A 13,108-nucleotide genomic window follows, 5' to 3' on the forward strand; every position below is an offset into this window, starting at 1 on the left:
GCGGTCTTTTTCGGGCCGCCGCACGCGGCGCCGCGCGCCCGCTTATACTCGGGCCATCATGAGCCTCTCCCTTTCCGCGCCCCCCGTCGACCATCCCACCGCCCTGGCTGGCGGCGATCTGCCGTTCGGCCTGCAGTCGGTCTGCCGCACGCTCGCGGACGCGAACGCGACGCTCGAGCGCTTCGCGTGGCTCGGCGATCACCTGGCGATCGCCGAATGGACGCGGATCACCGACGAAAGCGAGACGGTCTACGAGCAGCCGGGCCACCACACGCTGTCGTGCTACCTCGACGGCGGTTACCGGACCGAACGCCAGCGCGTGCCGCGCTACGGCGCGCCGAGCCTGCTGTGCGCGCTGCCGGGCGACCATGAATCGCGCTGGTGGGTGCGCGGCGAGATGCACTTCATCCACCTGTATTTCCTGCCCGAACACTTCACGCAGCGCGCGATCCGCGAACTCGACCGCGAGCCGCGCGAGCTGAAGCTCGCCGACCGCACTTATTTCGAGGATGCGCGCGTCGCCGCGCTGCTGCGCTCGCTCGCGCTGGACGGCTGGGACGATGCCGACGAACGGCTGCGCGTGAACGAGACCGCGCACGAGGTGCTGAGCCTGCTGCTGCGCGGGCAGAGCACGACCCGCACCGACACGTCGTTCCGCGGCGGGCTCGCACCGGCCGTGCGCCGCCGCGTGCGCGACTACATCGACACGTACCTGACGCAACCGCTGACGCTCGGCGAACTCGCCGATGTCGCTGCGCTATCCGAATACCACTTCTCGCGGATGTTCCGGCTGTCGTTCGGCCGCGCGCCGCACGCGTGGGTGGCCGAACAGCGCCTCGCGCGGGCACGCGAGCTGCTGCGCACGACGGCGCTGCCGCTCGCGCAGATCGCGGCCGACTGCGGCTATGCGAACGCCGGCCACTTCAGCCATCGCTTTCGCGACGCACACGGCACGACGCCGAATACGTACCGGCGCGCGATGCAGGGCCGCTGAGCGCGGGCCCCTTTTTCCCGTTTCCCCGCCTACGCGCCGCGCCGCGACAGTTCCTGTTCGAGCGCCGCGACACCGGCCGGCAGGTCGACCGGCACCTTCAGGTCGACCATCGTGCGGCCGAATGCATGCAGCGTGCGGAACAGGTTGTGTTCGCGGCACTGCTCGCCCATCTGCCCGATCCGTACGATCGGCAAGCCGAACGAGCCCGAGATCTCGACCTGGTACTGCTTCGAGATATGGCCGCAGACCATTCCGGGCGTGAGCCCTTCCGGCGTCTCGATGCCGACCACTGAATTGAGCCGGCAGTCCTTCGGCGCGTAGAGCTTGAGCCCCATCGACTCGACGCCCGCCTGCAGCGCGAGCGAGCAGCGCAGGTGGCGCGCGAAGCGGCTTTCGAGCGTCTCCGCGCAGACGAGCCGCAGCGCCTCGTGCAGCGCGAGCACGCCGGACACGGGCGCCGTGTAGTGATAGCCGGCGTTGTGCCAGAAGTTCTCCGCGAGCGCCATGTCGAGACACCAGTGCGCGTTCGGCTCGGGGCGAGTCTTCATCCGCTCCCATGCGGCGTCGGAGAACGCGATCAGCGACACGCCCGGGATCGACGACAACCCCTTCTGGCCGCCGGTGATCACCGCGTCGATGCCCCACGCGTCCATCTCGAGCGGCATCGTCGACAGCGTGCACACCGCGTCGACCACGACCAGCGCGCCGGCCGCCTTCGCGAGCGCCGCGATGTCGCGCAGGTCGCGATTCCATACAGTGTTCGACGTCTCGCCCTGCACGATCGTGACGATCTCGGGCCGCTCGCGCGCGATTGCGTCCGCGATCTCGTCGAGGCTGGCGACCGCGCGGTCGGCCACTTCGAGCGTCGCGACGTCGGCGCCGACGCGCGTGGCCATCTCGGCCATCCGCGCGCTGAAGAAGCCGTTGCGGATCGACAGCACGCGCGTGCCGCGCCACGCGAGGTTCGAGATCGCCATTTCCATCGCGGCCGAACCGGGGCCCGCGACGCCGAGCACCCACTTCGTGCGGGTCTGGAACACGTAGCGCGCCATTTCCTTCACCTGCTCGATGATCTTCGCCATCGTCGCGCCGAGGTGGTTGATCACGACCGTGTTCGCCTTCGCGACGGCGGCCGGAATCGGGACCGGGCCGGCCCCCATCATCAGCAGCGGTTCTTCGGGCAGGATCGCGTCAAGCGGCACGACGACGGGACAGGGAATCGGCGAGTAATCGATGGACATGGCTGGCAAAAGGTGAGGAAAGGAAGTGCACGGACGCCCGCCGCGCTGCAGGGCGGACTGATCGATCATTCCGCGTTCCGCCGCCTCGCGCAAGAGGCACGCGCGGCCGCACAGCGCGATGGTGGCCCGGTCGCCGAACCGGGCCAGCCAGCCGTGCGCGGGTCGCACGCCGGTCATCCGGATTGAAAAAGGATTGCCGGCAACGGTGTGAAACGGTTCCACGCGCGCGTCAAGCGCACGATTTTCTTCGTCAATAACACCGTGCCCTGTCGATTTCTCCGCTTCAGTGCGACTTCCGTATCGATTGAAATAGACCCGATCCGTGATGAAAATCATCTCGGGGAATCCGATACGCAAAACCCTCGCACCATCGAAAACATCCATTATTGCAGCATGAATTGGGGCGCGCTTCCCGGCAACACCTGAACAAACTCACAAAAATATCTCTCAACCCTTTGAATTAAATAGACAATATTCGCACCCAACATGCGCGCCCAATATCGCGCCGCCTTTGAACGGCAGGCATGCCAGACAGCACTGCGTTTAACGCGTTACTCCCGATTTCGATTTTCCGCAACCCGCCGCTTTTCTCAGGTTGACGGATATCGCGCGGTATTGAACAATCATCTGCGGAATCGAAGAAAACGATTTTTCGATACGATGGAAAACCGAGGGCCGCGCGAGGCGCTTTCGAGGTCGCGCAGCGCAAAACCACAACCATAATCAATCAACCGGGCCAAAAATACGCAAGCCATGAACCAGATTCAGACCATGCGTGTATTCGTCTGCGTCGCCGAGCAACAGAGCTTCCGGCGCGCGGCGCACCATCTCGGCGTGTCCAATGCACTCGTCACGCGTTCGATCGCGATGCTCGAGGGCCACCTGAACACCCGGCTGATCCACCGCACCACGCGGAACCTGTCGCTCACCGAGGCCGGCGTACGCTACCTCGACGGCTGCCGGGCGCTGCTCGAGGAATTCGATCACCTCGAGTCGTCCGTCGCGCATGCCGTGCGCGAACCGGCCGGCACGCTGCGCGTCGTCGCGTCGGGCCTGCTGTCGCCGCTTGCGCTGACGCCGCTCGTCAGCAGCTTCCGGCGCCGCTACCCCGAGTTGCGCGTGCAGCTGACCGTCGCAGAGGGGCCGCTCGACGTGCTCGATTCCGGGTACGACGTCGGCATCGTCACGGGCAACCGGCTCGACGGCAACCCGACGCTGATCGGCCACGCCCTTTCACCGAATCCGTTCGTTGCGGTCGCGGCGCCGGCCTATCTCGAGCGACGCGGCGAGCCGCGGCTGCCCGACGACCTGCCGGGCCACGACTGGGTCACGCTCGCACCGCACCAGCATGCGCCCGCGTGGCAACTGGTCGGCCACGACGGCGTCGCGCATTCCGTCACGGTGCGTCCGGCCTGCACGGTCAACCAGCTCGCGCTCGTCCACGCGGCCGCCGTGGCCGGTGCGGGCATCGCGGTGCTGCCCGAGCCGTGCGTCGCCAGCGCGCTCGCCAGCGGCGCGCTCGTGCGGCTCATGGCCGGCTACCGGATCGACGATCCCGACACGCAGTTGTCGCTCGTCTACCCGAACCGCCAGTACGTGCCGGCCCGCACGCGCAGTTTCGTCGAGCACGCGCTCGATCACTTCAGCGCGCAGCCGGCCCGCGAACACACCGATTACGGCTTCCTGCGGCCGTCGCGCGGGTCCGACCGCTCCGACATCGTCACGGGGCTGCAGTAAACTGCGCGCGTCAGCCTTCGGAGGTGCAGCGTGCGCGTGATCCTGTTCAGCAGCCGGCAGTACGACGACGATTCGTTTGCTGCCGCCAACCGGCAGTTCGGCTATCGGCTGCACTTCCAGCCGTCGCACCTCGACGCGGAAACCGCGATCCTCGCGCATGGTTATGACGTCGTCTGCCCGTTCGTCAACGACACCGTCGACGCGGCCGTCCTCGAACGGCTGGCGGACGGCGGCACGCGCCTGATCGCGCTGCGCTCGGCGGGCTTCAACCACGTCGACCTGGCGGCCGCCGAGCGGCTCGGCATCACGGTCGTGCGCGTGCCCGCCTATTCACCGCACGCGGTTGCCGAGCACGCGGTCGCGCTGATCCTCGCCCTCAACCGCCGCCTGCCGCGCGCCGTCGCGCGCACCCGCGAAGGCGACTTCTCGCTGAACGGCCTGCTCGGCTTCGACCTGCACGGCAAGACCGTCGGCGTGATCGGCACCGGCATCATCGGCAGCGTGTTCGCGAAGATCATGATGGGCTTCGGGATGCATGTGCTCGCGCATTCGGTGCCGCCGTACAACGACGAACTGATCGCGTTCGGCGCGCGCTATGTCGCGCTCGACGAATTGCTGCACCACGCCGACATCGTCAGCCTGCACTGCCCGTTGCTGCCGTCGACGCACCATCTGATCAACGAACGGACGCTCGCGCGGATGAAGCACGGCGCGATGCTGATCAACACCGGGCGCGGCGGCCTCGTCGACGCGCAGGCGCTGGTCGACGCGCTCAAGAGCGGCCAGCTCGGCCATCTCGGGCTCGACGTGTACGAAGAGGAAAGCGGGCTCTTCTTCGAGGATCACTCCGACCTGCCGCTGCAGGACGACGTGCTCGCGCGGCTGCTGACGTTCCCGAACGTGATCGTCACGTCCCACCAGGCATTCTTCACGCGCGAGGCGCTCGCCGAGATCGCGCACACCACGCTGTTGAACATCGAGGCATGGCATGCCGGCACGCCGCAGAACGTCGTGACCGCGAATCGCTGAGAAATCGACGAATCCGGCTCATTTCATGGCGGCAAGCGATATCGCAATCGTTTGCTTTTGCTCGCCGCTGAAAACACGACCTTTTGCGTCAACAATTTCGTGCTTTGTTTCAAATGATGTAACGCGGCGCGTGCGCCGTCTGCTATCGTTGCGCCGACGTTATCCCGCCTCCTCCCGTCCATGCGTTTCGACGACTCCGACATCGCCGCCGTCTACCGCGCCATTTTCGAACGGCGCGACATGCGCCATTTCACGCCGGCACCCGTCGATCCCGCCGTGCTCGCGCGCCTGCTGCGCGCGGCGCATCACGCACCGAGCGTCGGCTTCATGCAGCCGTGGCGCTTCATCCGCATCACCGATCCGGCGCTGCGCACCGCGATCCACGCACTGGTCGAGGCCGAGCGCCGTGCGACAGCCGACGCGCTCGGCGAGCGCCAGGACGAATTCATGCGGCTCAAGGTCGAAGGCGTACGCGAATGCGGCGAGCTGCTGGTCGTCGCGCTCGCCGACGGTCGCGAGCGCCACGTGTTCGGCCGTCGCACGCTGCCGGAGATGGATCTCGCGTCCGCGGCTTGCGCGATCCAGAACATGTGGCTCGCGGCCCGCGCCGAAGGGCTCGGGATGGGCTGGGTATCGCTGTTCGACGTCGATGCGCTGCGCACGCTGCTGCGCATGCCCGACGGCGCGAAGCCGATCGCCGTGCTGTGCGTCGGGCACGTCGACGCGTTCTATGCGAAGCCGATGCTCGAGCAGGAGCGTTGGGCCGCGCGGATGCCGATCGAAGCGTGCCTGTTCGAAAACGGCTGGGACGATCCGCCCGCGATCGATGCCGCAGGGTCGCCTTCGTCGCCCGCCGACGTAGCGGACGCGGCAACGGAAACGGGCACCGACCTGGCAAGCGCATCAACCGAAAGCGTCGACGACTCCCCCGAACGCATCGCCTGACGAGCCCCCGCGGTCATCGTTCCGCCCCGCAATTTCACCGCCGCCAACCCCGCCGAATCCCACACTGTGAGCGTCACGCGGGCAATCCCGTCGCACGCCGGCAACAACCGTTTTGGCCCCAAGCATAGGGGTTTTCACTGAAGTAGAATCGCGGCTGTCGTTCGCCTTACCGTCCGCCCGTCCCGCGCATCCTGCGCCCGCCCGAGCGGCGGCTTTTCCCGAGCCCTCCGCGATGCCCTTACCTCTTTTCGCCCTCGCCGTCGCCGCATTTGGAATCGGTACCACCGAGTTCGTGATCATGGGGCTGCTGCCCAATGTCGCGCGCGATCTCGGCGTGTCGATCCCGGCCGCCGGCATGCTCGTGTCGGGCTATGCGCTCGGCGTGACGATCGGTGCGCCGATCCTCGCGATCGTCACCGCGAAGATGCCGCGCAAGCGCGCGCTGATGGGCCTGATCGGGCTGTTCATCGCGGGCAACCTGTTCTGCGCGATCGCCCCGGGCTATGCGGTGCTGATGGCCGCGCGCGTCGTCACCGCGTTCTGCCACGGCGCGTTCTTCGGGATCGGCTCGGTGGTCGCGAGCAACCTCGTCGCGCCGAACCGTCGCGCGCAGGCGATCGCGCTGATGTTCACCGGCCTCACGCTCGCGAACGTGCTCGGCGTGCCGCTCGGCACCGCGCTCGGCCAGGCATACGGCTGGCGCGCGACGTTCTGGGCCGTCACCGGCATCGGCATCGCCGCGGCCGCCGCGCTCGCCGTCTGCCTGCCGAAGCATCTTGCGATGCCCGACACCAGCATCACGCGCGAATTCAGCGTGCTGAAGCATCCACAGGTGCTGATGGTGCTCGGCATCAGCGTGCTCGCGTCGGCCAGCCTGTTCAGCGTGTTCACGTACATCACGCCGATCCTCGAGGACGTGACCGGCTTCTCGCCGCGCCAGGTCACCTACGTGCTGCTGTTGTTCGGCCTCGGGCTGACGGTCGGCGGAACGCTCGGCGGCAAGCTCGCCGACTGGCGCCGGATGCCGTCGCTGATCGCGACGCTCGCGCTGATCGGCGTGGTCCTCGCGCTGTTCGCGGGCACGATGCACCTGCCGTTCGCCGCGCTCGCGACGATCTTCGTGTGGGGTATCCTCGCGTTCGCGATCGTGCCGCCGCTGCAGATCCTGATCGTCGACCGCGCCAGCGACGCGCCGAACCTCGCGTCGACGCTGAACCAGGGTGCGTTCAACCTCGGCAACGCGACCGGCGCATGGCTCGGCGGGATGGCGATCGGCTCCGGCGTGTCGCTCGTGAACCTGCCGTGGGTCGGCGTCGCGATGGCCGTCGCGGCGCTCGCGCTCACGCTGTGGTCGGCGTCGCTCGAACGTCGGCCGGTGGCCGTGCCGACCGAGTACGTGTGACGCAACCCTGCTGAAATCGTTGCGGGCACAACTCCACTCAAAGCTGATGGCCTTCATGGACCTTTCAAGATCCGCGGTGTAGCATCCCCGCCGATGAAAGCCATTCTTAATCGCGATTTCCTCGCACTCATCCTGAGCGTCGCGGTCGTCGGTCTCGGCACCGGCGCCACGCTGCCGCTCACCGCACTCGCGCTGACCGAAGCCGGACACGGCACCAACGTCGTCGGCATGTTGACGGCCGCGCAGGCGCTCGGCGGCCTCGCGATCGTCCCGTTCGTCACCGCGCTTGCACGGCACATCGGCTCGCGCCGCGCGATCGTCGTGTCGGTCGTGTTGCTCGCGGCGGCCACCGCGCTGATGCAGTTCACGTCGAACCTGATCCTGTGGGGCGCGCTGCGCGTGCTGTGCGGCGCCGCGCTGATGCTGCTGTTCACGATCGGCGAGGCGTGGGTCAACCAGCTCGCCGACGATTCGACGCGCGGCCGCGTCGTCGCGATCTACGCGACCAATTTCACGCTGTTCCAGATGGCGGGCCCCGTGCTCGTAAGCCAGATCGCCGGTGCGACGAGCATCCGCTTCGCGCTGTGCGGCGCGCTGTTCCTGCTCGCGCTGCCGACGCTCGCGACGATCCGGCGCGCGCCGCTCGCCGGCGACGACGCGCATCACGAAGCGCACGGCTGCTGGCTCGACATCCTGCCGCGCATGCCCGCGTTGATCATCGGCACCGGCTTCTTCGCGCTGTTCGATACGCTCGCGCTGTCGCTGCTGCCGCTCTACGCGATGGATCACGGCGTCGCGAGCGCCACCGCCGTGCTGCTCGCGTCGATCATGCTGTTCGGCGATACCGCGATGCAGTTCCCGATCGGCTGGCTCGCGGACAAGCTCGGCCGCGAACGCGTGCACCTCGGCGCAGGCTGGATCGTGCTCGCCGGCCTGCCGCTGCTGCCGTTCGTGATCGCCAATCCGTGGCTGTGCTGGCCGTTGCTGTTCGTGCTCGGCGCGGCGGCCGGCAGCATCTACACGCTGTCGCTCGTCGCGTGCGGTGAACGCTTTCGCGGTGCGGCGCTCGTCACCGCAAGCTCGCTGGTGTCGGCGTCGTGGAGCGCCGCGAGCTTCGGCGGCCCGTTGGTCGCCGGCGCGCTGATGGAACAACTGGGCAGCCACGCGCTGGTCGGCGTGCTGGTCGTCTGCGTCGCGGCGTTCGTCGCGGCCGCGCTGTGGGAGCGCCGCGTCGCGCTGCAGCGCGCGGTCTGATGCAGATTGGCGTTGGCGTTGGCGTTGGCGTTGGCGTTGGCGTTGGCGTTGGCGTTGGCGTTGGCGTTGGCGTTGGCGTTGGCGTTGGCGTTGGCGCGCAGCATCATGCACCGATACGCGTCAGCCCGCTCGCGTCCCTCCCGCGGTAAACGAAAACGGCCCGCGCAATGCGGGCCGCCCTGTCCTTCCGGACTACGCGCGATCGACACGTGACCTACGCGTGACGTTTCGCGCTGCGATCCGTCACGCACCGCGCGCCGGCAAGATCTTCCCCGCACACGTGCCGAAGCCTACCCGATAACCGTCACCCTGACACCAGCCGGCGAGCGTCAGCTCGTCGCCGTCCTCGATGAACGCGCGGCTGCCGCCACCGTTCAGCGCGACCGGCTCCTTGCCGTTCCACGTCAGTTCGAGCAGGCTGCCGAACGAATCCTTCGTCGGCCCGCTGATCGTGCCCGAACCCATCAGGTCACCCACGCGCGTGTTGCAGCCCGCGACCGTGTGATGCGCGAGCTGCTGCGCCATCGTCCAGTACATGTGCTTGAAGTTCGTGCGGCAGATCGACGTGGCTTCGGCCGCCCCTTCCGCGCGCAGCGTCACTTCCAGCGCGATGTCGAACCCGTGCTTGCCCGCGTGCTGCAGATACGCAAGCGGCTGCGGCGACTGCTCCGGCTGCGCGACACGGAATGGTTCGAGCGCGTCGAGCGTGACGATCCATGGCGAGATCGTCGTCGCGAAGCCCTTCGAATTGAACGGCCCGAGCGGCACGTATTCCCACTGCTGGATGTCGCGCGCGCTCCAGTCGTTCAGCAGCACCATCCCGAAGATATGCGCTTCCGCGTCCTCGCACGCGATCGGCTCGCCGAGCGCATTGCCCTTCCCGACGATGAAACCCGTCTCCAGTTCGATGTCGAGCTTGCGGCACGCGCCGAACACCGGGCGCTCCTGGTCGGGCAACTTCAGTTGCCCGTTCGGGCGCCGCACCGGCGTGCCGCTCACGACTACCGACGACGCTCGGCCGTTGTAGCCGATCGGCATCTCCGACCAGTTCGGCAGCAGCGCATTCTTCGGATCACGGAACATCGAGCCGACGTTGGTCGCATGCTCCTTCGACGAATAGAAATCGGTATAGCCGGGAATGTCGACCGGCAGATGCAGCGTCGCGTCGCGCTGCGCGACGAGCGCCTGTGCGCGCAGCGCCGTATCGTCGCGCAACCGCGCGTTGTCGCGCGAAAACAGATCGCACAGCTGCACGCGCACGCTACGCCATGCGTCACGGCCGAGCGCGATGAATGCATTGAGCGTCGGCGCGGCGAACACGTCGGCGCCGGCCGGCAGCGTCACGAGGCCCGCGCGCGCAAGCGCCGCGAGATCGACGATCTGGTCGCCGAGCGCCACGCCCGCACGGCGCGACGCTTGCTTCGCATCGCTGAAGATCCCGAACGGCAGGTTCTGGATCGGGAAATCGCAGGCGGCGTCGTTCGCCGTCTCGACCCAGCTCTTGCGGGCCGGGTCGAGCGTCGCGCGCCAGTCTTGGGTATCGCTCATCGTTGCTCCGGGTTGAAGTGTTTCTTGATGCCTTGCCAGCATTCGAAGTAGTCGGCCTGCAGCTGCGCGGTGTCGAGCGCGTAGCGCGTCGGCCGGATCAGCGTGCGGGTTTCGAACATGAACGCCATCGTCGCGTCGACCTTGTGCGGCTTCGTCGTGTCGCTCGCCGATGCCTTCTCGAACGTGTCCGCGTCGGGCCCGTGGCCCGACATGCAGTTGTGCAGGCTCGCGCCGCCCGGCACGAAGCCTTCGGCCTTCGCGTCATAAGCGCCGTGCACGAGCCCCATGAATTCGCTCGCGACGTTGCGGTGGAACCAGGGCGGGCGGAACGTATCCTCGGCCGCGAGCCAGCGCGGCGGGAAGATCACGAAGTCGATCGTGTCGACGCCCGGCGTGTCGCTCTGCGACTGCAGCACCAGGAAGATCGACGGATCGGGATGGTCGTAGCTGATCGAGCCGATCGTATTGAACAGGCGCAGGTCGTACTTGTAGGGCGCGTAGTTGCCGTGCCACGCGACGACGTCGAGCGGCGAATGGCCGATGTCCGCGCGCCACAGCCGGCCGTTCAGCTTCGCGATCAGCTCGAACGCGCCCTCGCGGTCTTCATACGCGGCTTGCGGCGTCAGGAAGTCGCGCGGGTTCGCGAGACCGTTCGAGCCGATCGGGCCGAGATCCGGCAGGCGCAGTTGCGCGCCGAAGTTTTCGCAGATGTAGCCGCGCGCGTCGCCGTCCGGCAGCGTGACGGCAAAACGCACGCCGCGCGGGATCACCGCGATCTCGAACGGCTCGACGTCGACGCGGCCGAATTCGGTCGCGATGAACAGGCGCCCCTGCTGCGGCACGATCAGCAGTTCGCCGTCCGCGCTGTAGAAGAAGCGGTCCTGCATCGAGCGGTTCGCCGCGTACAGGTGGATCGCGCAGCCGTTCATCGCGGCGGCCGAACCGTTGCCGGCCATCGTCACGAGGCCGTCGACGAAATCGGTCGGCTCGGCCGGCATCGGCAGCGGATCCCAGCGCAGCTGGTTCGGCGGTGTCGGCGGCACGTCGGCCGAATCGCCGAACTCCGACACGAGCCGCTGCGGCCCCGCGTACGGCTCGAACGGCCGGTGCACGGCCGCCGGGCGGATGCGGTACAGCCACGAGCGGCGGTTGTGGCCGCGCGGCGCGGTGAACGCCGTGCCCGACAGCTGCTCCGCATACAACCCGTACGGCGCGCGCTGCGGCGAGTTGCGGCCGTGCGGCAGCGCGCCGGGCAGTGCCTCGGTCGCGAATTCGTTCGCGAAACCGCTCTGGTAGCCGGCGGTTGCCGGTTTCGACAGGTCAAGCGTCATCGTTTCCTTTCTCCCTCAATTCATCGCGGCGTTCGGCGCCTGCGCACCGCTTCGCCGCGTCACACCGGCAAGCCCGAGGACGAACAGCGCCGAGCACAGCACGGGCACCGCTGCCGCATGGAACAGCGCACCGTTCGACCAGTTGAGCGCAATCAGTTGTCCGCCGACGAGCGGCCCGAGCACCGAGCCGATCCGGCCGATGCCGAGGCTCCAGCCGATGCCCGTCGAGCGCAGCGACGTCGGGTAATACTGGCCCGCGAGCGCGTTCACGGCCGGCTGCCCGCCGACCACGCAGAACCCGCCTGCGAACACCACCACCAGCAGCCACGGCAGCGCATGCGCGACCGAGCCGATCAGCCCCACCGACACGGCCGCGCACGCGAAGCAGGCGAACAGCACGCGCACGAAGCCGTAGCGTTCGATGAACCAGCCGAGCGACAGCGTGCCGATCACGCCGCCCGTCTGCAGCACCGTGCCGACGATCACCGCCGTGCCCGGCGAATAGCCCGCGTCGCGCATCACGGTCGGCAGCCAGTTCGACAGGAAGTACAGATCGATCAGGTTCATGAAGCTGATCGCCCACAGCAGCAGCGTGACCGGCAGGCGGCCGTGGCTGAACAGTTCGGCGACCGGCGCACCGGTCGCGGCGCGCTCGCGCACGACGAGCCGCGTGTTCGCATCGATGCCGGCCTGCGGCGCGAAATGCGCGAGCCACTCGCGTGCCTGCGGGACGCGCCCTTTCAGCACCAGGAACTGCAGCGACTCCGGCAGCCGCGCGACCATCGCGATCGTCAGCACGAGCGGCACCGCGCCGCCGACGAAGAACACCGACCGCCAGCCGAGCGCCGGAATCAACGCGGCGCTGATGAAGCCGCCGAGCGCCGCGCCGAGCGTGAAGCCGCACGACACGATCATCATCCGCTTCACGCGATGCGCGGCCGGGCTGAACTCGCCGACCAGCGCCATCGCGTTCGGCATGATGCAGCCGAGGCCGAGGCCCGTGACGAAGCGCAGCGCCATCAGCACCGGGATCGAACCTGCGAACGGCGTCGCGAGCATCGTCACCGCGAAGAACAACGTCGAGCCGATCAGCACCGGGCGCCGCCCGATCCGGTCGGCCAGCACCGACAGCCCGAGCGCGCCGAGCAGCATCCCGAACAGGCTCGCGCTGAACACGGGCCCCAGCGCCTGCTTCGGCACACCCCATTCGGCGATCACGCTCGGTGCGACGTAGCCCATCGCCTGCGCATCGAACCCGTCGATCACGAGGCACAGCCCGCACAACACGAGCAGCATCCAGTGGAAGCCCGGGCGATGGGTGTCGTCGATCACGCGCTCGACTTCGAGCACGCGCGCGTCGGCCGGCGCCGCGCTCATTGCGTCACCTCGGCGGCCGGATGCACGGGCGGCGTCACGCCCTGGCGCGCGAGCGCCATTGCTTCGCGCAGCACGTCGGCGTCGCCGATCTGGTTCGCGAGCAGCAGGATCAGCTTCGCGTTGACGAGCTGGCTGTCGGCGTCGGACAGGTCGCGATGCATGTCGATCAGCGCTTCGTAGAACGCGTCAGGGTCAGCCAGGCGCGGGCGGGTGTCGAGTGGGGGCATGACGGAGTCTCCGGTGTCTTTAT

General features: G+C 68.0%; 12 protein-coding genes. 7 read left to right on the forward strand and 5 right to left on the reverse strand.

Annotated elements, in window-relative coordinates; genetic code table 11:
• The first annotated feature begins 58 nt into the window (after positions 1–58).
• Entirely contained in the window at positions 59–994 is a 936-nt protein-coding gene (locus CFB34_RS20275) for an AraC family transcriptional regulator (RefSeq protein ID WP_089439334.1), read from the forward strand.
• 29 nt (positions 995–1,023) lie between these two features.
• Here CFB34_RS20275 and CFB34_RS20280 read toward each other — a convergent pair whose 3' ends face one another.
• Positions 1,024–2,235 carry an alanine--glyoxylate aminotransferase family protein gene (locus CFB34_RS20280; RefSeq protein WP_039361540.1) on the reverse strand — a complete coding sequence of 404 codons (1,212 nt, stop codon included), beginning with the start codon at positions 2,233–2,235 and terminating at the stop codon, positions 1,024–1,026.
• 207 nt (positions 2,236–2,442) lie between these two features.
• On the opposite strand from CFB34_RS20280, the gene CFB34_RS20285 reads away from it, so the two are divergent.
• The 6 genes from CFB34_RS20285 (at position 2,443) to CFB34_RS20310 (ending at position 8,602) form a co-directional block, all read left to right on the forward strand.
• On the forward strand, positions 2,443–2,661 hold the full coding sequence (locus CFB34_RS20285; RefSeq protein WP_143329421.1) for a hypothetical protein: 219 nt from the start codon (positions 2,443–2,445) through the stop codon (positions 2,659–2,661).
• Positions 2,662–2,988: 327 nt separating this feature from the next.
• Positions 2,989–3,972, forward strand: a complete 984-nt coding sequence (locus CFB34_RS20290; protein ID WP_089439333.1) for a LysR family transcriptional regulator — start codon at positions 2,989–2,991, stop codon at positions 3,970–3,972.
• A gap of 30 nt (positions 3,973–4,002) precedes the next feature.
• Positions 4,003–5,001: a 2-hydroxyacid dehydrogenase gene (locus tag CFB34_RS20295; protein WP_011351100.1), complete on the forward strand. Its 999-nt coding sequence runs from the start codon at positions 4,003–4,005 to the stop codon at positions 4,999–5,001.
• A gap of 180 nt (positions 5,002–5,181) precedes the next feature.
• On the forward strand, positions 5,182–5,946 hold the full coding sequence (gene bluB / locus CFB34_RS20300; protein WP_089439332.1) for a 5,6-dimethylbenzimidazole synthase: 765 nt from the start codon (positions 5,182–5,184) through the stop codon (positions 5,944–5,946).
• Between the two features lie 232 nt (positions 5,947–6,178).
• A complete protein-coding gene (locus CFB34_RS20305; protein WP_089439331.1) occupies positions 6,179–7,348 on the forward strand; it encodes an MFS transporter in 1,170 nt (389 codons plus the stop codon).
• A 93-nt stretch (positions 7,349–7,441) separates the two neighbouring features.
• Complete coding sequence (locus tag CFB34_RS20310; protein ID WP_089439330.1) at positions 7,442–8,602, forward strand: MFS transporter; 1,161 nt, start codon at positions 7,442–7,444, stop codon at positions 8,600–8,602.
• A gap of 243 nt (positions 8,603–8,845) precedes the next feature.
• On the opposite strand, the gene fahA is transcribed toward CFB34_RS20310, so the two are convergent.
• The 4 genes from fahA to CFB34_RS20330 are packed head-to-tail and all read right to left on the reverse strand — an operon-like array spanning position 8,846 to position 13,085.
• Positions 8,846–10,150 carry a fumarylacetoacetase gene (gene fahA / locus CFB34_RS20315; protein WP_089439329.1) on the reverse strand — a complete coding sequence of 435 codons (1,305 nt, stop codon included), beginning with the start codon at positions 10,148–10,150 and terminating at the stop codon, positions 8,846–8,848.
• Positions 10,147–11,481, reverse strand: coding sequence for a homogentisate 1,2-dioxygenase (gene hmgA / locus CFB34_RS20320; protein WP_089439328.1), 1,335 nt, complete (start codon positions 11,479–11,481; stop codon positions 10,147–10,149). Before hmgA ends, fahA begins: the two co-directional genes overlap by 4 nt.
• A gap of 15 nt (positions 11,482–11,496) precedes the next feature.
• Positions 11,497–12,858, reverse strand: coding sequence for an MFS transporter (locus tag CFB34_RS20325; protein ID WP_089439327.1), 1,362 nt, complete (start codon positions 12,856–12,858; stop codon positions 11,497–11,499).
• Positions 12,855–13,085, reverse strand: coding sequence for a DUF2783 domain-containing protein (locus CFB34_RS20330; RefSeq protein ID WP_069247256.1), 231 nt, complete (start codon positions 13,083–13,085; stop codon positions 12,855–12,857). Before CFB34_RS20330 ends, CFB34_RS20325 begins: the two co-directional genes overlap by 4 nt.
• Positions 13,086–13,108: the final 23 nt, after the last annotated feature.

This window comes from Burkholderia sp. HI4860, from assembly GCF_002223045.2.
In the GTDB taxonomy this organism is placed as follows: domain Bacteria; phylum Pseudomonadota; class Gammaproteobacteria; order Burkholderiales; family Burkholderiaceae; genus Burkholderia.